This is a genomic window from Rubellimicrobium roseum (assembly GCF_006152145.1).
GTDB classification, from domain to species: domain Bacteria; phylum Pseudomonadota; class Alphaproteobacteria; order Rhodobacterales; family Rhodobacteraceae; genus Rubellimicrobium; species Rubellimicrobium roseum.
In genome coordinates, this window is sequence record NZ_VDFV01000016.1 from 43,042 (window position 1) to 68,492 (window position 25,451).

Annotated in this window: 28 protein-coding genes; 17 read left to right on the forward strand and 11 right to left on the reverse strand. The window is 71.0% G+C overall.

Annotation, left to right across the window (positions count from 1 at the left end; all coding sequences use genetic code 11):
* Positions 1-56 precede the first annotated feature (56 nt).
* The gene (locus FHG71_RS12460; RefSeq protein WP_139082015.1) at positions 57-482 is read left to right on the forward strand and encodes a DUF1294 domain-containing protein; all 426 of its coding nucleotides are present in this window, start codon (positions 57-59) and stop codon (positions 480-482) included.
* Between the two features lie 34 nt (positions 483-516).
* Here the strand turns inward: FHG71_RS12460 and tldD are convergent, their stop codons facing one another.
* Positions 517-1,938 carry a metalloprotease TldD gene (gene tldD / locus FHG71_RS12465; protein WP_139082016.1) on the reverse strand — a complete coding sequence of 474 codons (1,422 nt, stop codon included), beginning with the start codon at positions 1,936-1,938 and terminating at the stop codon, positions 517-519.
* A gap of 151 nt (positions 1,939-2,089) precedes the next feature.
* Between tldD and coxB the strand changes: the two genes are divergently transcribed.
* From coxB to FHG71_RS12520, 12 genes are all read left to right on the forward strand, one after another.
* The gene (gene coxB, locus FHG71_RS12470) at positions 2,090-2,977 is read left to right on the forward strand and encodes a cytochrome c oxidase subunit II (RefSeq protein ID WP_139082017.1); all 888 of its coding nucleotides are present in this window, start codon (positions 2,090-2,092) and stop codon (positions 2,975-2,977) included.
* A 97-nt stretch (positions 2,978-3,074) separates the two neighbouring features.
* Positions 3,075-4,010, forward strand: coding sequence for a heme o synthase (gene cyoE / locus FHG71_RS12475; RefSeq protein ID WP_139082018.1), 936 nt, complete (start codon positions 3,075-3,077; stop codon positions 4,008-4,010).
* Position 4,011: 1 nt separating this feature from the next.
* Positions 4,012-4,215, forward strand: a complete 204-nt coding sequence (locus FHG71_RS12480) for a hypothetical protein (RefSeq protein ID WP_139082019.1) — start codon at positions 4,012-4,014, stop codon at positions 4,213-4,215.
* Positions 4,212-4,811 (forward strand): cytochrome c oxidase assembly protein, encoded by a 600-nt coding sequence (locus FHG71_RS12485; protein ID WP_139082020.1) that lies wholly within the window; start codon positions 4,212-4,214, stop codon positions 4,809-4,811. Before FHG71_RS12480 ends, FHG71_RS12485 begins: the two co-directional genes overlap by 4 nt.
* Before the next feature lie 31 nt (positions 4,812-4,842).
* On the forward strand, positions 4,843-5,643 hold the full coding sequence (locus FHG71_RS12490; protein WP_139082021.1) for a cytochrome c oxidase subunit 3: 801 nt from the start codon (positions 4,843-4,845) through the stop codon (positions 5,641-5,643).
* Positions 5,644-5,709: 66 nt separating this feature from the next.
* Positions 5,710-6,387 carry an SURF1 family protein gene (locus tag FHG71_RS12495; RefSeq protein ID WP_139082022.1) on the forward strand — a complete coding sequence of 226 codons (678 nt, stop codon included), beginning with the start codon at positions 5,710-5,712 and terminating at the stop codon, positions 6,385-6,387.
* Positions 6,384-6,551, forward strand: a complete 168-nt coding sequence (locus FHG71_RS23555; protein WP_176559406.1) for a hypothetical protein — start codon at positions 6,384-6,386, stop codon at positions 6,549-6,551. The genes FHG71_RS12495 and FHG71_RS23555 overlap by 4 nt, the downstream gene beginning before the upstream one ends.
* 9 nt (positions 6,552-6,560) lie before the next feature.
* Positions 6,561-7,949, forward strand: coding sequence for a threonine synthase (thrC, locus tag FHG71_RS12500; RefSeq protein WP_139082023.1), 1,389 nt, complete (start codon positions 6,561-6,563; stop codon positions 7,947-7,949).
* Positions 7,946-9,211 carry a M16 family metallopeptidase gene (locus tag FHG71_RS12505; protein WP_139082024.1) on the forward strand — a complete coding sequence of 422 codons (1,266 nt, stop codon included), beginning with the start codon at positions 7,946-7,948 and terminating at the stop codon, positions 9,209-9,211. The genes thrC and FHG71_RS12505 overlap by 4 nt, the downstream gene beginning before the upstream one ends.
* Positions 9,212-9,226: 15 nt before the next feature.
* A complete protein-coding gene (locus tag FHG71_RS12510) occupies positions 9,227-9,811 on the forward strand; it encodes a GNAT family N-acetyltransferase (RefSeq protein WP_139082025.1) in 585 nt (194 codons plus the stop codon).
* A 57-nt stretch (positions 9,812-9,868) separates the two neighbouring features.
* Complete coding sequence (locus FHG71_RS12515) at positions 9,869-10,690, forward strand: MBL fold metallo-hydrolase (protein ID WP_139082026.1); 822 nt, start codon at positions 9,869-9,871, stop codon at positions 10,688-10,690.
* A gap of 36 nt (positions 10,691-10,726) precedes the next feature.
* Entirely contained in the window at positions 10,727-12,154 is a 1,428-nt protein-coding gene (locus tag FHG71_RS12520) for an FAD-binding oxidoreductase (protein WP_139082027.1), read from the forward strand.
* A 148-nt stretch (positions 12,155-12,302) separates the two neighbouring features.
* On the opposite strand, the gene FHG71_RS12525 is transcribed toward FHG71_RS12520, so the two are convergent.
* From FHG71_RS12525 to FHG71_RS12540, 4 genes are all read right to left on the reverse strand, one after another.
* Positions 12,303-12,830, reverse strand: coding sequence for an adenine phosphoribosyltransferase (locus tag FHG71_RS12525; RefSeq protein ID WP_139082028.1), 528 nt, complete (start codon positions 12,828-12,830; stop codon positions 12,303-12,305).
* A 53-nt stretch (positions 12,831-12,883) separates the two neighbouring features.
* A complete protein-coding gene (locus tag FHG71_RS12530) occupies positions 12,884-13,570 on the reverse strand; it encodes a hypothetical protein (RefSeq protein WP_139082029.1) in 687 nt (228 codons plus the stop codon).
* A complete protein-coding gene (locus tag FHG71_RS12535) occupies positions 13,567-14,433 on the reverse strand; it encodes an S-methyl-5'-thioadenosine phosphorylase (protein WP_139082030.1) in 867 nt (288 codons plus the stop codon). Before FHG71_RS12535 ends, FHG71_RS12530 begins: the two co-directional genes overlap by 4 nt.
* Before the next feature lie 151 nt (positions 14,434-14,584).
* Positions 14,585-15,190: a flavin reductase family protein gene (locus FHG71_RS12540; RefSeq protein WP_139082031.1), complete on the reverse strand. Its 606-nt coding sequence runs from the start codon at positions 15,188-15,190 to the stop codon at positions 14,585-14,587.
* 85 nt (positions 15,191-15,275) lie between these two features.
* Here FHG71_RS12540 and FHG71_RS12545 point away from each other — a divergent pair, with 85 nt between their 5' ends.
* Positions 15,276-15,776 carry a GNAT family N-acetyltransferase gene (locus FHG71_RS12545; protein ID WP_139082032.1) on the forward strand — a complete coding sequence of 167 codons (501 nt, stop codon included), beginning with the start codon at positions 15,276-15,278 and terminating at the stop codon, positions 15,774-15,776.
* A 135-nt stretch (positions 15,777-15,911) separates the two neighbouring features.
* On the forward strand, positions 15,912-16,736 hold the full coding sequence (locus FHG71_RS12550; protein ID WP_139082033.1) for an EcsC family protein: 825 nt from the start codon (positions 15,912-15,914) through the stop codon (positions 16,734-16,736).
* 677 nt (positions 16,737-17,413) lie between these two features.
* On the opposite strand, the gene ptsP is transcribed toward FHG71_RS12550, so the two are convergent.
* From ptsP to FHG71_RS12565, 3 genes are all read right to left on the reverse strand, one after another.
* Positions 17,414-19,660 (reverse strand): phosphoenolpyruvate--protein phosphotransferase, encoded by a 2,247-nt coding sequence (gene ptsP, locus FHG71_RS12555; RefSeq protein WP_139082034.1) that lies wholly within the window; start codon positions 19,658-19,660, stop codon positions 17,414-17,416.
* Between the two features lie 196 nt (positions 19,661-19,856).
* Positions 19,857-21,098, reverse strand: coding sequence for an aspartate kinase (locus FHG71_RS12560; RefSeq protein WP_139082035.1), 1,242 nt, complete (start codon positions 21,096-21,098; stop codon positions 19,857-19,859).
* Between the two features lie 87 nt (positions 21,099-21,185).
* Complete coding sequence (locus tag FHG71_RS12565; RefSeq protein WP_139082036.1) at positions 21,186-21,596, reverse strand: DUF1178 family protein; 411 nt, start codon at positions 21,594-21,596, stop codon at positions 21,186-21,188.
* A 173-nt stretch (positions 21,597-21,769) separates the two neighbouring features.
* Between FHG71_RS12565 and FHG71_RS12570 the strand changes: the two genes are divergently transcribed.
* Positions 21,770-22,324 carry a glutathione peroxidase gene (locus tag FHG71_RS12570; RefSeq protein ID WP_139082037.1) on the forward strand — a complete coding sequence of 185 codons (555 nt, stop codon included), beginning with the start codon at positions 21,770-21,772 and terminating at the stop codon, positions 22,322-22,324.
* A complete protein-coding gene (locus FHG71_RS12575) occupies positions 22,321-23,445 on the forward strand; it encodes an acetoin utilization protein AcuC (RefSeq protein WP_139082053.1) in 1,125 nt (374 codons plus the stop codon). Before FHG71_RS12570 ends, FHG71_RS12575 begins: the two co-directional genes overlap by 4 nt.
* Here FHG71_RS12575 and modB read toward each other — a convergent pair.
* The 3 genes from modB to FHG71_RS12590 form a co-directional block, all read right to left on the reverse strand.
* The gene (modB, locus tag FHG71_RS12580) at positions 23,442-24,140 is read right to left on the reverse strand and encodes a molybdate ABC transporter permease subunit (RefSeq protein ID WP_139082038.1); all 699 of its coding nucleotides are present in this window, start codon (positions 24,138-24,140) and stop codon (positions 23,442-23,444) included. The two genes, FHG71_RS12575 and modB, sit on opposite strands and share 4 nt — an antisense overlap.
* Positions 24,137-24,895 carry a molybdate ABC transporter substrate-binding protein gene (gene modA, locus FHG71_RS12585; RefSeq protein WP_139082039.1) on the reverse strand — a complete coding sequence of 253 codons (759 nt, stop codon included), beginning with the start codon at positions 24,893-24,895 and terminating at the stop codon, positions 24,137-24,139. The genes modB and modA overlap by 4 nt, the downstream gene beginning before the upstream one ends.
* Before the next feature lie 65 nt (positions 24,896-24,960).
* Entirely contained in the window at positions 24,961-25,323 is a 363-nt protein-coding gene (locus FHG71_RS12590; protein WP_139082040.1) for a winged helix-turn-helix domain-containing protein, read from the reverse strand.
* Positions 25,324-25,451: the final 128 nt, after the last annotated feature.

The following is a 25,451-nucleotide window of genomic DNA, read 5'->3' on the forward strand; positions in this document are numbered from 1 at the left end:
GGACCTCCGACCTGGGCCGTCACGGGTCGCCGGTGCTTGTCATGAAAGGGCCCATCATGGCTCTCGTCGCGAGTTACGTCGTGGCCGTCAACCTCTTGGCCTTCGGCCTGTTCGGGATCGACAAGCAGCGGGCGGTCGCGGGTCTCTGGCGCGTCAGTGAGGCCACCCTGATCGGGGTCGCCTTGGCTGGCGGCTGGATCGGGGCGAAGACGGGACAGCGCCACTTCCGCCACAAGACGCGGAAGCAGCCCTTTGCGAGGACGCTGAACGCGGTCGGGCTGCTGCACCTTGGCCTTTTGGTCGCGCTGGCTGCCTTGGTTCTGTCACCGCAGGCAGAAGTCGACGCCCTCATCGATAGGCTGGCAGAGTCTCTGGATCGCATTCTTCCCGTCTTGGCTGGCGAATCCGGAGAAAGCGACGCAGCCCTGACGGCTGGCCCGCTGCCCCGGCGTTTCGGCCCGGGCAGCGGGGATGACATGTAGCCGGCACCGGTCGCCCGGCCAGTTCTCCCACGGTTCAGGCCGCCGCGCCCCCGACCGTCAGGCCGCCGATCAGCAGCGAGGGCTGGCCCACGCCCACGGGGACCCACTGGCCCGCCTTGCCGCAGTTCCCGATCCCCGGATCGAGCGCTATGTCGTTGCCGATGGCGCGGATCTGCCGGAGCGCCGTCGCGCCGTCGCCGATCAGCGTCGCGCCCTTCACGGGCTCCTGCACCTGTCCGTTGCGGACCCGGTAAGCCTCGGTGCAGGAGAAGACGAACTTGCCGCTGGTGATGTCCACCTGACCGCCACCGAAGCCCACGGCGTAGATGCCGTCCCGGAGGTCCGCGACCATGGAGCCGGGTTCGGCGTCGCCCGACAGCATGTAGGTGTTGGTCATGCGCGGCATGGGGATGTGGGCGAAGCTCTGGCGGCGGCCGTTGCCCGTGGCGGCGACGCCCATCAGGCGGGCATTCTGGCGATCCTGCATGTAGCCCACGAGGATGCCGTCCTCAATCAAGACCGTGCGGTTCGAGGGCGTGCCCTCGTCGTCCACGCTGATCGAGCCGCGCCGGTCGGGGATCGTGCCGTCGTCGAGCACGGTCACGCCCTTGGCCGCCACCTGCTGCCCCATGAGGCCCGCGAAGGCCGAGGTGCCCTTGCGGTTGAAGTCGCCCTCGAGCCCATGGCCCACGGCCTCATGCAACAGGATGCCGGGCCAGCCCGGACCAAGGACCACGTCCATAACCCCCGCGGGCGCGGCCTGCGCCCCGAGGTTCACCAGCGCGATCCGCAGCGCCTCGCGCGTGGTCGACTCCCAGGTCTCGCGGTTGATCAGCCCGAGAAGGCCATGCCGCCCGCCCGAGCCGTGGCCGCCCGCCTCGCGCCGGCCGTTCTCCTCGACGATGACGCTGATGTTGAGCCGCGACATCGGGCGGATGTCGGTCACGAGGTCGCCCTCGGGCCGCAGGATCGCGACCTCCTGATGGGAGGCGGCGAGCGAGGCCGAGACCTGCACCACGCGGGGGTCGAGCGCGCGGGCGAAGGCGTCGATCTCGCGCAGCGTATCGACCTTGAGCGCGAAGGCCGCGTCGTCGATGGGATCGGCGTCGCCGTAGAGCTTGCGGTTCGTGCGCGGCGGTGGCGGGGCCATCGTGCCGCCGCCGGTGCCCACGGCGAGGCGCGCCGTCGCCACCGCGCGGGCGAGCGCGGGTTCGTCGATGGTGGTCGAATGGGCGTAACCGGCCGTCTCGCCGCGCACGGCGCGCAGGCCAAAGCCCTCGGAGGCGTCGAAGCTCGCCGTCCGCAGGCGGCCGTCGTCGTAGCCCAGGACTTCGGAGCGGCGGCGTTCGAGGAACAGCTCGCCGTCGTCGGCGCCCGCCACCGCCTCGCGCAGGAGGCGCAGCGCGGCGTTGCGGTCGAGGAGGTCCTCGAAGGGGCGGAAGGGGGCGGAGGACATGGGAAAACTCCTCGTGAGACCGGGCCGAGCGAGCCGAGGTGCGACAACGCGCGGCTTGTGATGCCAGGCAGGATATGGGATGAGGCGCGGAACCGACAGGGGCCCCTCACGCCCCCGTCACCTCGTTCGTGCCTCGCCCAAGGACCCGCCCATGCGCCTTCAGACTTTCCGAACGTTCGCAGCCGCTTCCGGGGCGGCCCTTCTCGGCACCGCCGCCTGGGCGCAGGAGGCCGCGGACAACGGAGTGGAAGCGGTCGTGGACGGGCTGCCGATCATCGGCCAGCCCCGCCCGAACGGCGTGAACTTCCAGCCGTCGGCCACCAGCATCGCCGAGAACACCCACTGGCTGGGCAACATGGTGGACTGGATCATCCTGTTCATCGTGGTCTTCGTCACGGGCCTGCTGCTGTGGGTGATCTACCGCTACAACGAGCGGCGCAACCCCAAGCCCGCGCAGTTCACCCACAACTCGCCGCTCGAGATCGCCTGGACGGTGATCCCGATCGTGGTTCTGGTCTTCATCGGCGCCTTCTCGCTGCCCGTGCTATTCAATCAGCAGGAGATCCCCGAGGGCGACGTCCACATCAAGGTCACGGGCTACCAGTGGTACTGGAACTACGAGTACCCCGATGAAGGCATCGCCTTCGACAGCTATATGATCGGCTACAACGAGGGCAACCTGAACCCCGAGATCAGCGCCCATCTCCAGGAAGCAGGCTACAAGGACGCCCACTTCAAGCTCGCGGTCGACAATCCCGTGGTGGTCCCGGTCGGCGCGACGGTGGTCATGACGGTGACGGGCGGCGACGTGATCCATTCCTGGACCATCCCCGCCTTCGGCGTGAAGCAGGACGCCGTGCCGGGCCGCCTGGCGCAGCTCTGGTTCAACGCCGAGACCGAGGGCGTCTACTTCGGCCAGTGCTCGGAACTGTGCGGCAAGGACCACGCCTTCATGCCGATCACCGTGCGCGTCGTCTCGCCCGAGGCCTATCAAGCCTGGGTCGCGGAGAACCGTCCCGCCGAGGCCCCGGCGAGCTGAGGCCCGCCAAGGCAGCGGCACCAGGTCGCGGCGCCCGGGGCTGTCCCCAGGGCGCCGTTTCTCTTATGTAGAGCCCCGATTTCCCGAGGATGACCTCATGAGCGATGCGAGCCTTTCCGCCCCCCTGAGCGCGCCCGGCGAAGCCCAGATGGGCGACTACTGGGAACTGCTGAAGCCCCGCGTCATGTCGCTGGTGGTCTTCACGGCGCTGGTGGGCCTGGCCGCGGCGCCGGGCGAGGTGCACCCGTTCCTCGCCTTCGTGTCGGTGCTCTGCATCGCCGTGGGCGGCGGCGCCTCGGGCGCGCTCAACATGTGGTGGGATGCCGATATCGACGCCGTCATGAAGCGCACCAAGGGCCGTCCCGTGCCCTCGGGCCGCGTGACGGGGGACGAGGCGCTGGCCATCGGGCTCGCGCTCGCGGGCTTCTCGGTGATGATCCTGGGGCTCGCGGCCAACTGGCTGGCGGCGGGGCTCCTCGCCTTCACGATCTTCTTCTACGCGGTCGTCTACACGATGTGGCTCAAGCGGCGCACGCCGCAGAACATCGTGATCGGCGGCCTCGCAGGCGCGCTGCCGCCGCTGGTGGGCTGGGTCGCCGCCACGGGTTCGTTCGCGCTCGCGCCGGTGCTGATGGTGCTGCTCGTCTTCATGTGGACGCCGCCGCACTTCTGGGCGCTCGCGCTGTTCGTGCGGGGCGACTACGGGCTCGCGCAGGTGCCGATGCTGACCGAGACCCACGGCGACCGCGTCACGCGCAACCACATCCTGGGCTATGCGATCCTTCTCGTGCCGGTGTCGCTGGCGCTGGGACTCACGCCGGTGGCCGGGCCTGTCTATCTGGCGGCCAGCGTCGTGCTGAACCTTCTCTTTGTCGGCGCCTGCTGGCGGGTCTGGCGGCGCGACCGCGCCGCGGCCGAAGCCGACCGCTTCGCGGCGGAGCGGCGGGTGTTCAAGCTCTCGCTTCTCTACCTTTTCCTGCATTTCGGGGCTCTTCTGGCCGAAGCCAGCCTCGGCACCTTCCTGGGGGCCTGACATGGCGATCAAGGTCGAGCACGAACTTCACGAACGCCGCCGGGGGCGCAACCTGGGCGTGGCGCTGATCCTAACGGCGCTGATCGCCATCGTCTTCGGGCTGACGGTGGTCAAGGTCCTGCAACTGGACGACATCCGCCAGTTCGAGAGCTTCGACCACGTGGCGAACCCCTACGCGGACCAGGAGGAGGGAGGGACGGAATGACACCGCAGGCACGCACCGCCCTGGGGGCGGTGGGACTGGTGGTCGCCATGGGCTCGCTGAGCTTCGCGGCCGTGCCCTTCTATGACTGGTTCTGCCGGGTCACGGGCTTCGGCGGCGCCACGGCGGTGTCGGATGGGGGCGGGATCGCGCCGGTCGAGGAATTCGTGACGGTGCGCTTCCAAGCTTCGCTCGACCGCGACATGCCCTGGACCTTCCGCCCCGTGCAGACCGAGATGCGCGTGCGGATCGGCGAATCGAACCTCGCCTTCTACGAGGCCTCGAACCCGACGGACCGGCCGGTGGCGGGGCAGGCCACCTTCAACGTCGTGCCCTACGCCGCAGGCGGCTATTTCGCGAAGGTGCAGTGCTTCTGTTTCACCGAGCAGGTGCTCCAGCCGGGGCAGACCGTGCAGATGCCGGTGAGCTTCTACGTCGATCCCGCGATCTTGGACGATCCTGAGGGAAAGTACGTCCACGAGATCACGTTGGGCTACACCTTCTACGAGATCGAGTTGCCCCAGGAGGTCGAGCAGGCCGCTCTCGACCCTGAGACCGCGGGGGCTTTGACAGCGGCGCCGCAAGCGTCCATAGACTGACCGCCGCGACCGACAGGGGGAACCGCCACCGATGGCTCATGTGAAGAACCACGACTACCACGTCCTGCCACCCTCCATCTGGCCGTTCATCGGCGCGGTCGGCGCCTTCGTCATGCTCTTCGGGGCGACGATCTGGATGCACGGCTCCGGTCCCTACCTGTTCCTGATCGGACTCGTGGCGGTGCTCTACACCATGTATGGCTGGTGGGCCGACGTGATCGCGGAAAGCCGCGTGGGCGATCACACCCCCGTGGTCCGCATCGGCCTGCGCTACGGCTTCATCCTCTTCATCATGTCCGAGATCATGTTCTTCGCGGCATGGTTCTGGTCGTTCTTCAAGCACGCCCTGTACCCGATGGGGCCCGAATCGCCGGCCGTCGACGGCGTCTGGCCGCCTCCCGGCATCGAGACCTTCGACCCCTGGCATCTGCCGCTCATCAACACGCTGATCTTGCTCTGCTCGGGCGCCGCCGCGACTTGGGCGCACCACGCGCTCGTCCACGAGAACAACAAGCAGGACATGAAGTGGGGCCTGTGGCTCGCGATCGGGCTGGGCGTCCTGTTCACCTTCTTCCAGGCCTACGAGTACAGCCATGCGGCGTTCGGCTTCGCGGGCAATATCTACGGCGCGAACTTCTTCATGGCGACGGGCTTCCACGGCGCGCACGTCATCATCGGGACGGTCTTCCTCGCCGTCTGCCTGTTCCGCCTCTACAAGGGCGACTTCACGCCCGAGAAGCACGTGGGCTTCGAGGCGGCGGCCTGGTACTGGCACTTCGTCGACGTGGTCTGGCTGTTCCTGTTCGCTTCGATCTACATCTGGGGCCAGTGATCCGACCGGACCCGGACCGCAACCGTCGCGCGCGGGGGATCTCCCCGCGCGTTTCGCTTTGAGAGGATGGCCGTGAGGCGTCTCTGGTTTCCCTTGCTCCTGGGCCTCGTGGGGGTTGCGATCCTCTGCGCCTTGGGGCTGTGGCAACTCGACCGCATGGGACAGAAGGAGGCGCTCCTCGACCGCATCGAGGCACGCATCGGCGCGGCTCCGGTGCCTTTGCCCGCCGCGCCCGATCCGGCCACGGAACAGTACCTGCCCGTGACGGTGACGGGCGCCCTGCGCGGTGGGGAGGCCCCGGTCCTCACCTCGCTCCAGGGAGAGGGGACGGGCTATCGGGTGGTCGCGGCCCTCGACACGGGCGAGCGGCGCCTCCTGGTGGACCTGGGCTTCGCGCCCGAGGCCGATAAGGACCGCGCCAGGCTGGCCGAGGACGTGACGGTGACGGGCAACCTGCTCTGGCCCAACGACGTCGATTCCTGGACGCCCGCCCCGGATCTGGCGCGCAACCTGTGGTTCGCCCGCGACCTGCCCGCGATGGCCGAGGCCCTGGGCACCGAGCCCCTCCTGGTCGTCGCGCGCCGCATCGAGGGCGCGGACCTCGGCACGATCCCGGTCGCGGTGGACATGGCCGGCATTCCCAACAACCATTACGAATATGCGATCACCTGGTTCGGGCTGGCCATGGTCTGGGTAGTGATGAGCCTTGTCCTCATCCAGCGCGTGCGGCGGGGCACGGCATGAATCGTCTCGTTTCCCCGGACTGCCTCCTCGCGGACCGCGCCGCCCACCTGCCCCGAGCCACGCTCACGCCGTTCCGGGTCGCGCGGCTTGACCGCCTGCCGGAGGAGCGGCGCGTCGGCCCGGCCGTCTCCACCCTGCGGGGCCATATCGACCTGCCCGACTGAGGACCACGAATGCGCTACATCTCCACCCGGGGGCAGGCCCCCGCCCTCGACTTCGAGCGGGCCATGATGACGGGCCTCGCCTCCGACGGCGGGCTTTACGTCCCCGAGGTCGTGCCGGTCATGAACCCCGACGAGATTGCCGCGCTCGCGGGCCTGCCCTTCGAGGAGGCGGCCTTCCGCATCATGCGGCCCTTCGTGGGCGATAGTTTCGCGCCCGAGGAGTTCCGGGGCCTGATCCACGCCGCCTACGGGTGCTTTGGCCATGCCGCGCGGACGCCGCTCGTGCAGCTCGGGCCCAATCACTTCCTGCTAGAGCTGTTCCACGGGCCCACGCTCGCCTTCAAGGACGTGGCGATGCAGCTCATCGGGCAGCTCTTTCAGGCGGCGCTGGGGCGCACGCAGGGGCGCATCACCATCGTGGGGGCGACATCGGGCGACACCGGCTCGGCCGCCATCGAGGCGTTCCGGGGGCTGTCCAGCGTCGACGTCTTCATCCTCTACCCGCATGGGCGCGTGTCGGAGGTGCAGCGGCGGCAGATGACCACGCCGTCCGAAAGCAACGTCCACGCGCTGGCGCTGGACGGGGACTTCGACGACTGCCAGGCGGCGCTGAAGGCCATGTTCGCGGACCGCGACTTCGCGGACGATGTTCGGCTTGCGGGCGTCAACTCGATCAACTGGGCGCGGGTGCTGGCGCAGGTGGTCTATTACTTCACCGCCGCCGTGAGCCTTGGCGCGCCGCACCGGGCGGTCAGCTTCACCGTTCCCACCGGCAACTTCGGGGACATCTACGCCGGGCTCATCGCCAAGCGGATGGGACTGCCCATCGAGCGGCTGGTGATCGCCACCAACCAGAATGACATCCTGCACCGCACGCTCCTCACGGGCGAGCACCGCAAGGAGGGGGTTGTCCCGTCGATGAGCCCGTCGATGGACATCCAGGTCTCCTCGAACTTCGAGCGGGCGCTCTTCGATGCCTACGGGCGCGACGCCCATGCCGTCGCCGCCGACATGGCCAGCCTGCGGACCGAAGGCGGCTTCGCGGTGGGGCAGGGGGCCATCGAGCAACTGCGCGAGTGGTTCTCCTCGGGCCGCGCCTCGGAGGAGGAGACGGCGGCCACGATCACCCGCACGCTGGCGCAGACGGGCGAGCTTCTTTGCCCCCACAGCGCCGTGGGCGTCCACGTGGCCGAGAGCTACCTAGGCGAGACGCCCATGGTGACGCTCGCCACCGCCCATCCCGCCAAGTTCCCCGACGCGGTCGAGGCCGCGACCGGGATCCGTCCGCCCCTTCCCCCGCGCATGGCCGACCTGTATGACCGGACCGAGCGGGTGACGCGGGTGCCCAACGACCTTCCCACCCTTCAGGCCCTCATCCGGGAGCGCATCCGCACGTGACCGTCCGCCTCCATACCCTGCCCAACGGCTTCCGCGTCGCCACCGAGGCCATGCCTGGCCTCAAGTCCGCCGCCATCGGCATCTGGGTCCTCGCGGGGGGGCGCCACGAACGGGCCGAGCAGAACGGCATCGCCCATTTCCTCGAACACATGGCGTTCAAGGGCACGGCGACGCGCACCGCGCTCCAGATCGCCGAAGCGATCGAGGACGTGGGCGGCTACATCAATGCCTACACCTCGCGCGAGATGACGGCCTATTACGCGCGAGTCCTGGAGGACGACGTGGGGCTCGCGCTCGACGTCATCTCGGACATCCTGCTGAACCCGGTCTTTTCGGACGAGGAGATCGAGGTCGAGCGGGGCGTGATCCTGCAGGAGATCGGGCAAACGCTCGACACGCCGGACGACATCGTCTTCGACTGGCTGCAGGAGGCCGCCTATCCGGACCAGCCGCTGGGCCGGACCATCCTGGGCGAGGCCGAGCGGGTGGGGTCGTTCGGCAAGGCCGACCTGCGCCGCTTCGTGGGCGAGCATTACGGGCCGGGGCAGATGATCCTCTGCGCGTCGGGGGCCGTGGACCACGACGCGATCTGCCGCGCGGCCGAGGCGCTGTTCGGGCACCTGAGCCCGCTGCCCCGGCCCGCGCTGATCCAGCCCGCCGCCTGGCGCGGCGGCGAGCGGCGCGAGATCAAGGCGCTGGAGCAGGTGCACTTCGCCCTGGCGCTGGAAGGGCCCGACTACCGTGACCCGGCCATCCACACCGCGCAGATCTGGGCCACGGCGATGGGGGGCGGCATGTCCTCGCGCCTCTTCCAGGAGGTGCGCGAGAATCGGGGACTCTGCTACACGATCTTCGCGCAGGCCGGGGCCTACGAGGACACCGGCCTGTCCACGATCTACGCCGGCACGAGCGCCGAGGACATCGTGGAGCTGGTGGGCCTCACCATCGACGAGCTGAAGCGCGCGGCCGACGACATGACCGAGGCCGAGGTGGCGCGCGCGCGGGCGCAGATGAAGGCCGGGATGCTGATGGGGCTGGAGTCCCCGTCGAACCGGGCCGAGCGGCTGGCGCGAATGCTGTCGATCTGGGGCCGCGTGCCGACGGTCGAGGAGCAGATCGCCCGCATCGAGGCGGTGACGACACAGGACGTGCGCGAGTTCGCCGGCCGGATGGCCGGAGACACGGGGACGGCTCTCGCGGTCTACGGGCCGGCCGAGGCCGCGCCGACGCTCGACGCCCTGCGGGAGCGGCTCGCGGCCTGACCCGAGGGGGAGTGATTGATCTTCCGCCGGCGGGAGCTTCGCATCGAAACCGAGCGCTTGGTGCTGCGCCCACCCCAGATGCCCGACTGGGGTGCCTGGGCGGCGCTGCGTCGCGACTCGGCCGAGTTCCTCAAGCCGTGGGAGCCGCTCTGGGCGGTCGATCACCTGAGCCGCCGGGCCTTCACCAGCCGCGTGGCTTGGTCGCGTCATTCCATCGCCAACGGGACGGCGGTGCCGCTGTTCCTGATCCGGCGGGAGGACGGGATGCTTCTGGGCGCGATCACGCTGGACAACATCCGGCGCGGGCCCGCGCAGTCGGGGACCACCGGATACTGGGTCGGCCAGCCCTTCGCCCGTCAAGGCTACATGCGCGAGGCGGTGCTGGCGCTGGTGACCTACGCCTTCGATACGCTGGACCTGAGCCGCATCGAGGCCGGGTGCCTGCCCGAGAACACGCCCTCGCGCCGGCTGCTCGAAGGCTGCGGCTACAAGTACGAAGGCGTGGCGCAGGCCTATCTCCAGATCAACGGGCGCTGGCGCAATCATGTGCTCTACGCCAATCTTCGCAACGACCGGCGTGGGCGGACGGACGCCGGCTGAGGCGACCTCGCGGATTCGTGGGCTGACGCGGCGTCACGGCTCGCTAGTCTGGCGCTCATGCGGACCGTTTCCATCGCCCTTCTCCTGTCGGGACTTGCCGCCCTGCCCGTCGCGGCGCAGGAGCGCATCCCGAGCCACTGCGTCGCACTGGCCCAAGGGCCCGAGCGGGTCGTCCCCGCGAGCTTCCGCGAGCCGCTCGCGATAGACTCGGTGCGGGTCAGCTACATCGACCACGCGATGTTCCTGATCCAGACGCCGTCGCTGTCGGCGGTGACGGACTTCGTGGGCTTCATCGGCAACGTCGACCTGATCCCTGACGTGGTGACGATGAACAACGCCCACAGCACCCATTGGACCGCGAACCCCGACCCGGCCATCCCGCACGCCCTGCGCGGCTGGGCCGAGGAGGGCACGGCGCCGCGCCACAACCTCGACCTGGGCGAGATGCTGGTCCGGAACGTGTCGACCGACATCCGCGGCCGGTTCGGCGGCACGGCAGAGCCCGACGGCAATTCGATCTTCGTCTTCGAGGCCGGCGGGATGTGCATCGCGCATCTGGGGCATCTCCATCATGAGCCCACGCCCGAGGACTATGCGCTGCTGGGGCGCGCCGACATCGTGATGGTGCCGGTGGACGGGGGCCTGACTCTGGACCACGAGACGCTGGTGCGCGTGCTCGACCGGTTGCGGTCGCGGGTGGTGATCCCGATGCACTGGTTCGGGCGCGGCACGCTGGACGCCTTCCTGTCGGAGCTGTCGGCGTCCACGGGCTACGCGGTCGACCGTCGGGAGGCGAGCGACATGGTCCTGCGGCTCGCGGACCTGCCCGACCGGCCGACCGTGGTGGTGCTGGAGCCGCGACTCCTCAGCGACGACTGACTTGCCCCTTGGGGCCTGTGGTGCCACTTGGGCACCATGACGCTCCAGCCCGTGACTCCCGCCTTCCTCGACTCGCTCCGCGGCCGCCTGCCGCCCGCCACCTTCCGGGAGGCCGAGGAGCATCACCTGACCGAGCCGCGCGGGCGGTTCCGGGGGACGGGCCTGCTGCTCGCGCCCGGCTCCACCGAGGAGGTGGCCACGATCCTGCGCGCCTGCGCCGAGGCCCGGGTGCCCGTGGTGCCCCATTCGGGCGGCACGGGGCTGGTGGGCGGACAGCTTCTGTCCGAGGGCGTCGCGCCGGTGATCCTGAGCCTTTCGCGGATGGACCGCGTGCGGGCGGTGTTTCCCGAGGAGAACGTCCTTGTCGCCGAGGCGGGGGTGATCCTCGCCGACGCGCAGGCGGCGGCGGAACGGGCAGGGCGCATGTTCCCGCTGTCGCTGGCATCCGAAGGCTCGGCGCGGATCGGGGGACTTCTGGCGACCAATGCCGGAGGCACGCAGGTGATCCGCTACGGCAACGCCCGCGCGCTCTGCCTTGGCGTCGAGGCGGTGACGGCGCGGGGCGAGGTCTGGCACGGGCTTTCGCGGCTGCGCAAGGACAACGCGGGCTACGACCTCCGGGATCTGCTGATCGGGTCGGAGGGGACGCTGGCCGTCATCACAGCGGCCGCGCTGCAGCTGGTGCCCCGTCCGGCCGGGGTAGGCGTGGCACTGCTCGCGGTGCCGTCGCCCCGGGCGGCGCTGGAGTTGCTGGCGGTTGCACAGGCGCGCTTCGCCGATGCCGTGCAGGGCTTCGAGCTGATCGGGCGGATGGGCTTCGATTTCCTGGAGGAGACGGGACTGGGCGCCTCGCCGCTGACGTCGCGGCCGGACTGGTCGGTCCTGGTGGAACTGGGGCTGCCTGAAGGTCTGGAACCGGGACCGGCGCTGGAGCGGCTGTTCGAGGAGGGGGAAGCGCGAGGCCTCGTGACGGACGGGGTGCTCGCGGCATCCGAGGCACAGGGCGCGGCCCTATGGGAGCTGCGCGAGCGCATCCCCGAGGCGAACCGGCGCATCGGCTCGGTGTCGTCGCACGACATCTCGCTGCCCCTGTCCGAAATCCCGGGCTTCATCCCCGAGGCGGAGGCCGCGTTGATGGCGCTCGGCCCGTTCCGGGTGAACTGCTTCGGGCATTTGGGCGACGGGAACCTGCACTTCAACGTCTTTGCCCAGAAGGGCGAGGCGCGGGGGACGCATGACGCGCTGCGAAGGCGGATCAAGGAGCTGGTCCATGATCTCGTCCATGCGCGGGGCGGGTCGGTTGCGGCCGAGCACGGAGTCGGGCGGCTCAAGGTCGCGGACCTCGAGCGCTACGGCGACCCCGTGAAGCTGTCGATGATGCGGGCGGTAAAGCAGGCGCTGGACCCCCGGGGCATCCTCAATCCCGGGGCAGTGCTGCGGAGCCCCGGAGAGACGACGACCTGAAGACCCGCTGGGCGGCTGTCCCGGGTCTTGCTGCGGCCCGGACAGTCGCCTGGGTCATGTGGGTCGGGTGGTTACTGGCCCAGGACGACTGCCCTGACGGTGGCGGGTCATGGCAGGACGGGACCTGCGTCGGCGCCCGCCTGTCGGGTTAGTGCCCCTCGAAGGCACAGAGGGCGTGGACCTGGTGACCCGCCGTCTCCAAGAGCCTGCGGCCGCCCAGCTCGGGCAGGTCGATCACGAAGGCGCAGCCGACGGCCACGCCGCCCAGACGCTCGATGAGCTTGAGGCCGGCCTCGGCCGTGCCCCCGGTGGCGAGGAGGTCGTCGACGAGAAGGACCTTCTCGCCGGGGCGGATCGCGTCGTCGTGGGCCTCCAGCACGGCGGTGCCGTATTCCAGCTTGTAAGCCTGCTCGACGGTACGGCCGGGCAGCTTGCCTTTCTTTCGCATCGGCACGAAGCCCGCCGAGAGCTGGTGCGCCACCGCGCCGCCGAGGATGAACCCCCGCGCCTCGAGCCCCGCCACCTTGTCGATCCGCACCCCGGCCCAGGGCAGGAGGAGCTGGTCCACCGCCATGCGGAACCCGCGCGGATCGCCGAAGAGCGTGGTCACGTCGCGGAACATGATCCCCGGCGCGGGGAAGTCGGGGATCGTGCGGATGTAGTCCTTGACGCTCATGCGGGGTCTCCGGGTCGGTCGCGGCGCGCTTATAGGCCGGCCCGCGCCGGGCGTCACGGCTCCTCGGGCGGATAATGGCGGCGCAGGGCTTCCTTGTCCTGCGGCCCGAGCCGCACCACGGCGTTCGAATCCTCGGAGAAGACCGAGATCGCCTCGTAGTAGGGATTACGGATGTCGGTCATGAGGCCCATCGCCTGCGACATCTCTTCCAGCACCACGGGCACCACGTCCGAGGCGGGCAGGTCCCCGGCCATGACGATGACGGCCTGCGTGAGGTCGAGCGCGTCGTCCCACCACACCGTCACCAGCGCCGCGCCGATCACCTGTCCGTCCACCCCCAGGACGCCCGTCCCCTCGATGGCGTCGCCCTCGTGGACGGGGGCGAGATGGAAGAGGATGTCGGGCGTCTCGCCCCGGTAGGCACGGCGCAGGTGCAATGCGGCGCCCGCGCCGTTGATCTCGGCGATGGCGTGGTCCACGGCGGCGGCCATGCGGCGCACCATCCCCGGCGGATAGCCGTGCGGGACGGGCGCGAAGCCCACGGTCAGGTCCTGCGCGCGCCGGGAGGGCCAGCGCACGGGCTCGACGGTGCAGGGGCCGCCGGGCAAGGCGCGGCAGGAGACGAGCCGGTAGAAGTCCTCGGCCGAGAGCTTGCCCTCGGTCACGAGGAAATCCTCGGTCGCCGCGGCGGCCTGACCGCCGGCGAGGAGCCCCGCCACAAGCAGGGCCCTCCAGATCACAGCACGCGCCCCGCGACGGCGCGCAGGCGCTCGACCAGGGCGGGGTCGCGGCGGTCCGGGGCGGTCATGAGGGCGTGGTCGAGCGCGCGGTCGCAGCCATGGGGGCAGGGGTGGCCGCCCTCGGCCAGCCGCTCGGGCAGGCGTGCCGCCAGATCGCGGCCGCGCTGGACGTTGGCGGCCAGAACCGACAGCACGGCCTGGACGTCCACCGCCCCATGGCCTTCGTGCCAGGAGTCGTAGTCCGTCACCATGGCGACGGTGGCGTAGCAGAGCTCGGCCTCGCGGGCGAGGCGGGCCTCGGGCATCGCTGTCATGCCGATCACGTCGCAACCCCAGGCGTCGCGCCAGATGCGCGATTCGGCGCGGGAGGAGAACTGCGGACCCTCCATGCAGAGATAGATACCGCCCCGGTGGACGGTGGCGCCCGCCGCCTCGGCGGCGTCGGCGGCCAGCGCCGACAGGCGCGGGCAGGTGGGCTGGGCCAGGCTCACATGCGCGACGCAGCCCGTGCCGAAGAAGGAGGCCGGCCGGCCCACGGTGCGGTCCACGATCTGGTCGACGACGACGATGTGGCCCGGCGCCATCTCCTCGCGGAAGGAGCCCACGGCGGAGACGGAGACGATGTCGGTGACGCCCAGCGCCTTGAGGGCGGCGATGTTGGCGAGGGCGGGCAGCTCGCCGGGCGCGTGAACATGGCCGCGCCCGTGGCGGGGCAGGAAGCTGACGGGAAGGCCGCCCAAGGCGCCGGTCAGGATCGCGTCGGACGGTACCCCCCAAGGCGTGTTCACGGCGCGCCATTCGGCATCCTCCAGCGCGAGGCCGTAGAGCCCCGAGCCGCCGATCAGTCCCAGATGCGTCGTCATCGTTCCGCCCCTGCCTCTTCTCCGGGCAAGCCTGCCCCCAGGGGAGCTTTGGTGCAACAGCGAGGGCGCGGGAGGGGAGGCGGTCGGGTCCGACACGGCCTCGCCGCTCCGCAGGGTCCTGACCCGCGCCGTGCGATGTCTCGATGGTGGCTCAGGCCTTGGGGCGGATCATCTCGAAGACCTCGCGCACCACGGCGTAGTCGCGGTAGCCCAGCCGCGCGACGGGCTGGTAACGCGTGACGTCGAGCCGTCCGTCCACGAGGCAGTCGTCGCGCAGGTGCACGCCGGTGACCACGCCGAAGACCGCGTAGTTCGTGGCGCCCGCCAGCCGCACCACGCGCGTGAGGCGGCATTCGAGCGCGGCGGGCGCGGCCCCGACGCGGGCGCAGGGAATCGTCTCGCAGGCGGCCTTGGCGACGCCGGCGGCCTCGAACTCGTCCACCTCGCGCGGGTGGGAGGCGGAGCTCGCGTTCATCGCCTCGCGGGCGGCGAACTCGACGATGTTCACGCAGAAGACACCCGTCTCGCGGATGTTGCCGAGGGAGTCCTTGGTCCCGTCGCGGTCGGCCTTGGTGTTCGAGGAGCCGAAGACCACCTGCGGCGGCTCGGAGGCGACGGCGTTGAAGAAGGAATAGGGCGCGAGGTTGTCCCGCCCGTCCGCCCCCCGCGTGGAGATCCAGGCGATGGGGCGCGGCGAGACCACGGCGTGGAACGGGTTGTGCGGCAGGCCGTGGCCGTCGGCGGGGCGGTAGAACATGCGATGCGGTCCTCGGATTGACTGGGGCTGCCGCCATGATAGGGGCGGCGCGCCCGGGGACCAGAGCCCGGCAGGGGGACAGGCGATGATCCGGCTCGACGAGGAGACGGCCGATGACTGGTGGGAGGTCGAGGGCCTTCTCGACCTGTGCTTCGCGCCGGGGCGCGAGGCGCTGTCCTCCTATCGCCTGCGCGACGGGGTGGCGCCGGTGGCGGCGCTGTGCCTGGTCGCGCGCGACGACGATGGCGCGATCACCGGCGCGATCCGCAACTGGCCGGTCCGCATCGATTCGCCCCATGGGCGGAAGTGGGCGCTGCTCCTCGGCCCCGTGGCGGTGCACCCGACGCACCAGGGCGAGGGCCTGGGCGCGGCGCTGATCCTGCGCACGCTGGAGCAGGCGCGCGAGGGGGGCTGGAGCCGCGTGCTCCTGGTGGGCGACCTGCCCTATTACCGAAGGTTCGGCTTCGAGAAGCTGGACGGCGTGACGATGCCGCCCCCCACGAACCCCGAGCGCGTGCTGGGGATCGAGCTGCGCGAGGGCGCGTGGCGCGGCGTGACGGGGCCGGTCACGCGAGCGATGCCCTGAGCAGCCCGAATCGCGGGCGGTGGCGTCCTTGGCGGGGACCGGATCATCCTGCCACCTGGGGGTTAAGGGCAGGTTAAGGTCGCGGAGGTTCCGGGCTCATTGAATCCGACCCGGCCGCGTCCCATTCTGGAAAGCATGACACAGCCGAAGCTCAAGGACGTGAACCCCGAACATCCGCACCTGCCGCTCGGGGAGGTCGAGCGCGCCGAGATCGAGGCGCTGGCGCGACGCCAGAGGCAGGCGGGCGGGGTCCTGATGAAAGCCGTCAACCTCGTGGGGAACTCGGTCGAGGACGGGCTGCGGGTCCTGCCCAAGCCGGTGCGCGCCCGGATCGACAAGGTGGCGCAGGCCGCTCTGCTCAGGAGCTACGACGCTGCCGCGCGGACGCGGACGGGCGAGGGGCGGCTGGGACCCTGGACGGCGCTGGTGACGGGGGACCGGGCGCACAAGGCGCTGGCGGCCGTCTCGGGGGCGCTGGGGGGCGCGGGCGGGCTGACGACGGCGCTGGCCGAGCTGCCGCTGGCCACGACCATCATCTTCCGCGCCGTCCAGGGCGTGGCCGAGGCGCATGGCGAGGACCCCGCGCTGGAAGAGACGCGAGTCGAGTGCCTGCGCGTCTTCGGCGCGGGCGGGGCGGCGGTTCAGGGGGACGAGGGGATCGACACCGCGTTCCTGGGCGCGCGGCTGTCGCTGGCCGGCACAGGGATCAACCGGCTGGTGGCGCGGGTGGCGCCCCGATTCGGTGCGGTGGTCGGGCAGAAGCTGGCGAGCCAAGCGGTGCCGATCCTCGGCGCGGCGGCCGGCGCTGGCACGAACTGGGCCTTCATCGATTATTATGTCGAGATGGCCCACGTGCATTTCGGGCTGCGGCGCCTGGCCCGCACGCATGGCGAGGACGCGGTGCTGGACCATTTCCACAAGGCGCTGGTCCAGATGGGGCCGGCGGTGCGGACGGCCTGAGACCAGGCGGCGCGGCACCCAGGAGCGGCAGGCCTGCGGGCAGCGGCTCGGTGAAGGGCGGCGGCACCACGTTGTCGGCGGTCCAGAAACCCACGTCGCCTCAGCCCGTGAAGTGGCCGTTGATCGTGACCGCGCTCACGTCCCGGAGGCCGAGGGCGAAGGTTTGAAGGAAGGAGCAAGGATGTCCCCGATCCCGTTCGCCAGGACGTCGTCGACCTCGGAGGTCTCGTGCCAGGACAGCGCCAGCTCGTGCTGTAACGGTCGAAGAGGTCATCGTCGGCCTTGGTGACGACCACGCCATGGCTGGGCAGCGGGCCCGGGAGGTCCAGGCTGTCGGAGCCGTTGCCGTTGGGGCTGCCGTTGCCGACCCACGCAAGGTGGTGGCCGATCTTGGTAAGCGTGAGGCCTCCTGCCTCCACGACGCCTTGCTCGGTTGTGCCGGGGCGACATTCTCGGAGCCCACCGTAGCCGCCTGAGGGAAGGAGCCGACGGAGAGGCCGGTCAGCAGGACGAGGCCGCGTCGGAACGCCAAAGAAAGACTCCATTGGGAGCATTGCACCGGCGCCATGGCCGACATGGCGCGAGGTCAGGCGGAATGGTGCGGCTCCGAAACGGCGGAGGCCGCGCTTTGGGCCTCGAGGAACAATGCCGGAGGCGCACAGGTCCGGCGGGCGTCGTCAGGGCTGCCGCGCCAGCCAGTCCGTGAGGGCAGGGCGCACCGATTCGTCGCCGCGGATGCGGGCGGCGTCGATGACCTTGCGCGCCTCCTTGAGGTCGACGCGGCGGATCAGGCTCTTCACCGGGCCGATGGAGGCCGGGCGCATCGACAGCGTGCGGAACCCCATCGCCGCCAGCGCCACCGCCTCGACCGGGCGGCCCGCGTCCTCGCCGCAGAAGCTGAGCGGCGTGCCGGCCGAGGCGCAGCGCTGCACGATGCCGGACAGCAGCTCGAGGAACGGAGATTCGAGCATGTCGTAGCGGCGGCGCACCCTTTCGTTCTCGCGGTCGGCGGCGAAGAAGAACTGCTTGAGGTCGTTGCCCCCCACCGACAGGAAGTCCACCTCGCGGAAGAAGGTGTAGGAGGCGAAGGCGAGCGAGGGTGTCTCGAGCATGGCGCCGACCTCGATCGAGGAAGGCAGGGGATGGCCGAGGATGCGCTCGCGGTCCATGGCCTTGTCGAATTCGGCGCGGGCCTGCCGGAACTCGCCGGGGTTGGCGATGAAGGGGAACATCACCGACAGCGGCCGCCCCGAGGCCGCCCGGATCAGCGCCTGGAGCTGCATCCGCAGCACCCCCGGCTTGTCGAGCCCAAGGCGGATCGCCCGCCAGCCCATCGCCGGGTTGGGCTCGTCCTGGGGCTTCATGTAGCTCAGGACCTTGTCCGAGCCGATGTCGAGCGTGCGGAAGGCCACCCGCTTGCCGCGCGCGGCGTCCATGACGCGGGCGTAGAGCGCTGACAGCTCGGCCCGCTTGGGCATCTGGTTGCGCACGAGGAACTGGAGCTCGGTGCGGAAGAGGCCCACGCCCTCGGCGCCCGAGGAGGGGAGCGACGGCAGGTCGGCCATGAGACCGGCGTTCATGTGGAGCGAAACCGTCGTGCCGCAGAGCGCGGTCGCGGGCAGATCGCGCAGGTCGGCGTAGCGCTCCTGCGCGCGGGCCAGCATGGCAATCTTGTCCTCGAAGGCCTTGCGCACGGCGTCGTCGGGGCGCAGGTGCGCGACCCCCTGCTCGCCGTCCACGAGGACGAGGTCGCCGTTGAGCGCCTCGGCCACGATGCCGTCGGCGCGGATCACGAGGGGGATGGCCCAGGCGCGCGCCACGATGGCGGCGTGCGAGCCCACCGAGCCCTCCTCGAGCACGATGCCCCGGAGCGTGCCCTTGCCGTATTCCAGAAGCTCGCCGGGCCCGATGTTGCGGGCGACGAGGATCGGGTCCTCGGGCATGGCGGCGCCGGTGTCGCGACCCTGGCCCGTCAGGATGCGCAGAAGCCGGTTCGACAGGTCGTCGAGGTCGTGGAGCCGGTCGCGCAGGTAGGCGTCCCCGGCCTGCCCCATCCGGGCGCGGGCGTGGGACTGCTCCTTCTCGACGGCGGCCTCGGCCGAAAGGCCCGAGCGGACGTCCTCCTCCATCCGTCGCAGCCAGCTGCGGGAGTTGGCGAACATCCGGTAAGCTTCGAGGACGGCGATCTCCTCGCCGTCCATGACCCCGTTGCCCGCGAGCATCGCGTCGACTTGGGCGCGCAGAGCGTCGATGGCGGCGGCGAGGCGCGCCAGTTCCTTGTCGGGGTCCTCCGAGATCGGGTTGGTGACGACCACGCGCGGCTCGTGCAGGAAGACGCAGCCCGAGACGGCTCCTTCCTGGCCCGAGAGGCCCCGGAAGGTGATGGGGCGCTGGTGGCGGGGCGAGAGGCCCCCCTCGCCCCCCGTGAAGGCGCCCAGCTCCGTCATCTCGGCCAGCACCATGGCCACGACCTCGAGGGCGTAGACCTCGTCGGGGGTGTAGACGCGGGCGGCGCGGGATTGGACCACGAGCACGCCCAGCGCCTCGCCCAGCCGCTGGATGGGGACGCCGCAAAAGGAGGAGAACCGTTCCTCCCCCGTCTCGGGCATGTAGCGGAAGCCGCGCTCGCCCGGGGCGTTGGCGCTGTTGATGACCTGCCGGTCGCGTGCGGTGCGGCCCACGAGCCCCTCGCCCAGGCGCATGCGGGTCTTGTGGACGGCTTCGGACTTGAGGCCCACGGTGGCGCAGAGCTCCAGCGTCTCGGGGTCGCGGAAGAGATAGACGGAGCAGACCTCGCAGCCCATCGACTCGGCGATGAGCCGCACGATGCGGTCGAGCCGCGCCTGTCCCGCGCTCGACTCGGCCATCGCCGCGCGCAGCCGGCCGAGCAGCTTGCGGCTCTCGCTCTCGGTCCGGTCCGGCATCCAGGGTCCTTCATGCGCTGCGCCGGGGCCCGTTAGACCACAACGGGAAGGCGAGGGGAACGGGGAGAGCGGCTCCACGGGGCTCCTTCGCCGTCCTGATCGCGGGAAACAGGCGCGGCGGGCGGCGGGGCCGCATGCGGCGTGCTTCGGGGTCTTTGAGCCGGCGGCCCCCGGGGAGGCCGCCGGGACGCGGGGATCAGGCCGCCGCCTTCTCCAGACCGAAGGCGTCGTGGAGCGCCTGGACGGCCAGCTCCATGTACTTCCGGTCGATCAGGACCGAGATCTTGATCTCGCTCGTGGTGATGACCTTGATGTTGACGTTCTCGGCGGCCAGCGCCTTGAACATCTGCGCGGCGACGCCGGCGTGGGAGCGCATGCCGATCCCCACGACGGAGACCTTGGCCACGTCGCGGTCGATCACGAGGTCCCCGTAGGAGAAGACGCCGCGGTCCTTGGCTTCGTCCAGCGCCTTCTGGGCCCGCAGCACCTGGTCGGTCGGGCAGGAGAAGGTCATGTCGGTCTGGCCGTGCTCGGAGATGTTCTGCACGATCATGTCGACGTTTACCCCGGCCTCGGCCAGCGGCCCGAAGATCGAGGCGGCGATGCCCGGACGGTCGGCCACCCCCGTCAGCGTGACCTTGGCCTCGTCGCGCGAATAGGCGACCCCGGCGACCGCGTTCGACTCCATGATGTCCTCCTCGTCGCAGACGAGGGTCCCGGCCTCGTCCGTCTGTTCCTCGAAGCTGGAAAGAACCCGCAGCTTCACCTTGTAGCGCATCGCCAGCTCGACCGAGCGGGTCTGGAGCACCTTGGCCCCGAGCGAGGCCAGCTCCAGCATTTCCTCGAAGGCGATGCGGTCGAGCTTGCGGGCCTTGCCGCAGATGCGCGGGTCGGTGGTGTAGACCCCGTCCACGTCCGTGTAGATGTCGCAGCGCACGGCGTCGAAGGCGGCGGCGAAGGCCACGGCCGTCGTGTCGGAGCCGCCCCGGCCCAGCGTGGTGATCCGTCCCTCGGGGCTGATCCCCTGGAAGCCCGCGACCACGGCGACCCTCATGCCCTCGCCGAACTTGCGAAGGATGTTCTCGGTCGGGATGGCCTCGATCCGGGCGGAGCCGTGCGCGGAAGTGGTCAGGAGCGGCACCTGCCAGCCCTGCCAGGAGCGCGCGGGGATATCCATCTCCTGGAGGCGCAGCGCCATGAGCCCCGCCGTCACGTTCTCGCCCGAGGAGGTCACGGCGTCGTATTCGCGCGCGTCGTAGAGCGGCGAGGTGTCCTGCACCCAGCCTACGAGCTTGTTGGTTTCGCCGGCCATGGCCGACACGATCAGGATGACGTCGTGGCCCTTGGCCACCTCGACGGCCACGCGCTTGGCCGCGCGCGCGATGCGGTCGACGTTGGCGACCGAGGTGCCGCCGAACTTCATGACAAGGATGGACATAAGGGGTCCCCAGGGTTCCGGGCGCCCTCTTAATCGGGGCCGAACGCGGGGGCAATGCGCGTCGCGCAGGCCGCCGGGCCCGCGCGCCTAGTTGGCCGAGCGCTTGGGCCGGAAGGGGAGGGGGGCCACGGGAATGCCGTCCTCGATCAGGGCGCGGGCCTCGTCGGGCCTGGCCTCGCCCCAGATGTTGCGCTCGGGCGCGTGGCCTTCGTGCATCTTCCGGGCCTCGGCCGCGAAGCTCAGGCCCACGTAGTCCGAGTTCTCCTCGACGTGGCGGCGCATGGCGGCGAGCATCGCCTCGCGCGGGTCGCGGGGCGCGGTGAGGTCCTTGGGCGCGGACGAGACGGCGGGGGCCATCAACGCCTTGTGGACCTGGCCCGAGCCGCATTCGGCGCAGGACAGCAGGCCCCGCTGCGCGAGGTCGTCGAAGGCGGAAGCGGACTGGAACCAGCTCTCGAAGGTGTGGCCGTCCGCGCAGGAAAGGCTGTAGCGGACCATGGCCCCGGTTCCCATTGCTGACCGCCAGAACATAGGGCGTCGCGCGGCGCGTGCAACGGGACGATGACAGGCCGGGGCTGGGGCGTGGCCGTGGCGCCCCGATCTCGCGCGGACGTGCGATGGACGGCGGAGGCCTAGGTGCTATGGTTCGCTTGTCGAGATGGGAGGCAGCGATGCAGCACCTTGTCCTGGGCCTCGGCTTGGCCCTCCTCGCGGCGCTGCCGGTCACGGGCGCGCGGGCCGAGGCGGCGCAGGAGGCGACCTTGCAGGAGTTCCGGTTCGGTTCGATCGACGGAGGCGAGATCGGCTTTGCCGATTGGACGGGGCGGCCGGTGCTGGTCGCCAACACCGCCTCGCTCTGCGGCTTCACGCCCCAGCTGGCCGACCTCCAGGCGCTCTGGGAGACCTATGGCGAGCGCGGCCTGGTGGTGCTGGCGGTGCCCTCGGACAGCTTCCGGCAGGAGCTGGGCTCGGAGAAGGAGGTCAGCGAGTTCTGTACGATCCAGTACGGGATCACGCTGCCGATGACGGCGATCACGCCGGTCACGGGACCCGAGGCGCATCCCTTCTTCGCCTGGCTGCGCGACACGGAAGGATTCGAGCCGCGGTGGAACTTCAACAAGGTGCTGATCGGCGCGGACGGGACGGTGAAGGGGACCTGGGGCTCGGGCGAGAGCCCGACCGGTTCGGCGATCACCGGGGCCATCGAGGCGGCGCTGGGCTCCTGACCCCGGTCCTGATCGGGTCCGAGATCTATCGGGGCTCCAGCTACGGCCCCTGGCACCCGCTGCGCATCCCCCGCGTCTCCACCGTCATGGACCTCGCCCGCGCGCTGGGCTGGCTCCCCGAGGGTCGGTTCCGCGCCTCGCCCCGCGCCAGGGCCGCCGCGCTGCTGGCCTGGCACACGCCCGACTACGTGGCCGCGCTGGAGAGGGCCGAGGCGGGGCAAGCGGTGAGCGAGGAGGTGCGGGCGCGGCACGCGCTGGGCACGACCTCCAATCCCGTCTTCGCCGAGATGTTCCGCCGCCCCGCGACCGGCGTGGGTGGCGTGATGCTGGCGGCGGAGCTGCTGCGCGACGGGGGTGCGGTCCATGTGCCGGGCGGGGGGACGCATCACGCCTTCCCGGACCGGGCGAACGGCTTCTGCTATCTCAACGACCCGGTCTTCGCGGTCCTCGCGCTTCGCCGCCACGGCGCCCGGCGGGTGGCCTATGTCGACATCGACGCGCATCACTGCGACGGCGTGGAGCACGCCTTTGCCGCCGACCCGGACACGCTGGTCGTGTCGGTGCACGAGGAGGACCGATGGCCGCGCACGGGGGCGCTGGCGGACCGGGGCGTGGGCAACGTCTTCAACCTGCCGGTGCCGCGGGGCTTTCACGACGACGACATGGCGCGGGTGCGCGACGGGCTGATCCTGAGGGCCGTCGCGGCGTTCCGGCCGGATGCCATCGTGCTCCAGTCCGGGTCGGACGGCGTGACCGAGGATCCCCAGTCGCGCATGGCGCTGTCCAACAACGCCCATGCGGGTGTGCTGGAGGGGCTGCGGCCGCTCGCGCCTCGGCTGATGCTCCTGGGCGGGGGCGGTTACAATCCGTGGTCGGTGGGACGCTGCTGGACGCGGCTCTGGGGGGTGCTCTCGGGGCGGGCGGTGCCCGACCGGGTGCCGCCCGAGGCAGAGGCGGTGCTGCGGGCGCTGCGCTGGGACCGGCGGGGCGGCGGGCGCGCGGTCGAGCCGCCCGAGGCCTGGGTGACGACCTTGGCCGACCACTGGCGCGGCGGGGCGCCGACCGAGGGGGTGGCCGGACGGCTGGCGGAGATTTCGGGACGGCTGCGCGCCTGGACCTAGAGCCCCGCGCTGCGGCGGGCGGCGCGGCGGCCCGCGGCCTCGGACAGCAGGATCGCCGCGGCGGAGACCGCGACGGAGATCAGGACGAGGCGGATGGCGGCGGGCTCGCCCCCCGGCACCTGCAGGAAGGCGTAGATGGCCGAGGGCAGGGTCTGAGTCTCGCCGGGGATGCTGCTGACGAAGGTGATGGTCGCGCCGAACTCGCCCATGGCGCGGGCGAAGCCCAGCACCGACCCGGCCACGAGGCCCGGCAAGCTGAGCGGCAGCGTCACCGTCAGGAATACCAGCAGGGGCCGCGCGCCGAGGTCGGCGGCCGATTCCTCCTGCACGCGCGACACCGCCTCGAGGCTGAGACGGATGGGGCGGACCATCAGCGGAAAGGCCATGACCGCCGAAGCGAGCGCCGCGCCAGTCCAGCGGAAGGCGACGACGATGCCGCAGCAGTCGTTCAGGAACCCGCCGACCGGCCCCCGCAGGCCGAACGTTTCGAGCAGCAGGTAGCCCGTCACGACGGGGGGCAGCACCAGGGGCATGTGCACGATCAGGTTCAGGAGCCCCCGCCCCGGAAAGCGCCAGCGCGCCAGCGCCTGGGCCACGAGGAGCGCGAGCGGCAGGCTCGCCAGAGTCGCGGCCAGCGACACGCGCAGCGACAGCAGGAGCGCCGTCGTCTCCTCGGGGCCGAGCCAGGACGTCAGTCGAGCACCGTGAAGCCCTGCGCCTCGAACACCGCCCGCGCCTCGGGCGAGGCGAGGTGGCCGAGGAACGCCTCTGCGGCGGGAGTCTCGCGCCCGGCGACCAGGGCGGCGGGGTAGGCGATGGGCGAGTGGCTGTCGGCCGGGAAGGTGCCCAGGACCGAGACCTCCTCGCCCGCCGCCTGCGAGGCCACTGCGTCCGAGCCGTAGACGACGCCCAGCGGCGCCTCGCCCGAGGCCACGAGCGCGAGCGCCGCGCGCACGTTCTCGGACTGCGCGACCTGGGGGGCGACGGCGTTCCAGAGCCCGAGCGTCGTCAGCGCCTCCTTGCCGTAGACGCCGGCCGGGACCGAATCGACCAGCGCCATGGCGAGCCGCCCGTCGCCCAAGAGGCCAGGCAGGTCGAGGCCGGGGCCGATCTCGACCGGCTCGGCCTCGCCATGGGCCACGAGGACCAGCGTGTTGCCCAGGAGATCGCGGCGGCTGTCCGCGACGATCAGCTCCTTGGACTGGAGGTCGTCCATCCAGTCGGTCGAGGCGGACAGGAACAGGTCGGCGGGCGCCCCCGCCTCGATCTGATGGGCGAGCTGGGGCGTGCCGGCGTAGGACAGCACGACCTCGTGCCCGTTCGCCGCGCCCCAGTCGGCGGCGATCCCGTCGAGCGCGGTCCTCAGGCTCGCGGCGGCGAAGACCGTCACCTGATCGGCCAGGGCGGGCGTGGCGAGGAGGAGCGCGGGCAAGGCGAGGGCAAGGCGCATGGGAGCGATCCTAGGCCGTTATGTCCGGCCGGATATAACGCCACGGCGCGGCCCGCTGTCCAGCGTCATGTCCGGTCGGACATATCGGCCCGGTCGCGGATGGCGGCGATGTAGGCGGCGCCCTCGGTCAGCAGGAGGCGCTCCAGCGCGCGGTAGGAGGCCAGGACCGCTTCGCCCTCCTTGGTGAGCCGCGCGCCGCCGCCGCCCTCGCCTCCGCGCGACATCTCCACGAGGGGCGCGCGGAAGGCCTTGTTGGCCTCGGCCACGAGGCTCCAGGCGCGGCGATAGCTCATGCCCATGGCGCTCGCCGCGGCGGCGACCGAGCCGGTCTCGCGGATGCGGGTCAGGAGGTCGGCCTTGCCGGGACCGAAGCGGACGCCGGCGGCGAGGGAAATGCGGAGATGGACGGGAAGGTCGGCCGCGCTCATGGGGGCAGCATCCCGCCTTGGCGGCCGGGACACAAGGGACGAGGAGGCTGGACGCGGCGCATGGCCTTTCTTCGGCTCCAGGTATCCCGGGGTGAGCCCCGCGGGGGCAAGGGGCGGCGCCCCTCGCG

Coding starts and splice junctions, on each gene's coding strand:
- modA (WP_139082039.1), bottom strand. CDS start 24,895: ATGCGCCTTGCCCTCGCCTTGCCCGCGCTCCTCCTCGCCACGCCCGCC.
- FHG71_RS12515 (WP_139082026.1), top strand. CDS start 9,869: ATGCGGACCGTTTCCATCGCCCTTCTCCTGTCGGGACTTGCCGCCCTG.
- tldD (WP_139082016.1), bottom strand. CDS start 1,938: ATGTCCTCCGCCCCCTTCCGCCCCTTCGAGGACCTCCTCGACCGCAAC.
- FHG71_RS12570 (WP_139082037.1), top strand. CDS start 21,770: ATGCAGCACCTTGTCCTGGGCCTCGGCTTGGCCCTCCTCGCGGCGCTG.
- coxB (WP_139082017.1), top strand. CDS start 2,090: ATGCGCCTTCAGACTTTCCGAACGTTCGCAGCCGCTTCCGGGGCGGCC.
- FHG71_RS12525 (WP_139082028.1), bottom strand. CDS start 12,830: ATGAGCGTCAAGGACTACATCCGCACGATCCCCGACTTCCCCGCGCCG.
- FHG71_RS12590 (WP_139082040.1), bottom strand. CDS start 25,323: ATGAGCGCGGCCGACCTTCCCGTCCATCTCCGCATTTCCCTCGCCGCC.
- FHG71_RS12540 (WP_139082031.1), bottom strand. CDS start 15,190: ATGTTCTACCGCCCCGCCGACGGCCACGGCCTGCCGCACAACCCGTTC.
- cyoE (WP_139082018.1), top strand. CDS start 3,075: ATGAGCGATGCGAGCCTTTCCGCCCCCCTGAGCGCGCCCGGCGAAGCC.
- FHG71_RS12565 (WP_139082036.1), bottom strand. CDS start 21,596: ATGGTCCGCTACAGCCTTTCCTGCGCGGACGGCCACACCTTCGAGAGC.
- FHG71_RS12460 (WP_139082015.1), top strand. CDS start 57: ATGGCTCTCGTCGCGAGTTACGTCGTGGCCGTCAACCTCTTGGCCTTC.
- FHG71_RS12535 (WP_139082030.1), bottom strand. CDS start 14,433: ATGACGACGCATCTGGGACTGATCGGCGGCTCGGGGCTCTACGGCCTC.
- FHG71_RS12550 (WP_139082033.1), top strand. CDS start 15,912: ATGACACAGCCGAAGCTCAAGGACGTGAACCCCGAACATCCGCACCTG.
- FHG71_RS12545 (WP_139082032.1), top strand. CDS start 15,276: ATGATCCGGCTCGACGAGGAGACGGCCGATGACTGGTGGGAGGTCGAG.
- FHG71_RS12480 (WP_139082019.1), top strand. CDS start 4,012: ATGGCGATCAAGGTCGAGCACGAACTTCACGAACGCCGCCGGGGGCGC.
- FHG71_RS12495 (WP_139082022.1), top strand. CDS start 5,710: ATGGCCGTGAGGCGTCTCTGGTTTCCCTTGCTCCTGGGCCTCGTGGGG.
- ptsP (WP_139082034.1), bottom strand. CDS start 19,660: ATGCCGGACCGGACCGAGAGCGAGAGCCGCAAGCTGCTCGGCCGGCTG.
- thrC (WP_139082023.1), top strand. CDS start 6,561: ATGCGCTACATCTCCACCCGGGGGCAGGCCCCCGCCCTCGACTTCGAG.
- FHG71_RS12520 (WP_139082027.1), top strand. CDS start 10,727: ATGACGCTCCAGCCCGTGACTCCCGCCTTCCTCGACTCGCTCCGCGGC.
- FHG71_RS12490 (WP_139082021.1), top strand. CDS start 4,843: ATGGCTCATGTGAAGAACCACGACTACCACGTCCTGCCACCCTCCATC.
- FHG71_RS12485 (WP_139082020.1), top strand. CDS start 4,212: ATGACACCGCAGGCACGCACCGCCCTGGGGGCGGTGGGACTGGTGGTC.
- FHG71_RS23555 (WP_176559406.1), top strand. CDS start 6,384: ATGAATCGTCTCGTTTCCCCGGACTGCCTCCTCGCGGACCGCGCCGCC.
- FHG71_RS12560 (WP_139082035.1), bottom strand. CDS start 21,098: ATGTCCATCCTTGTCATGAAGTTCGGCGGCACCTCGGTCGCCAACGTC.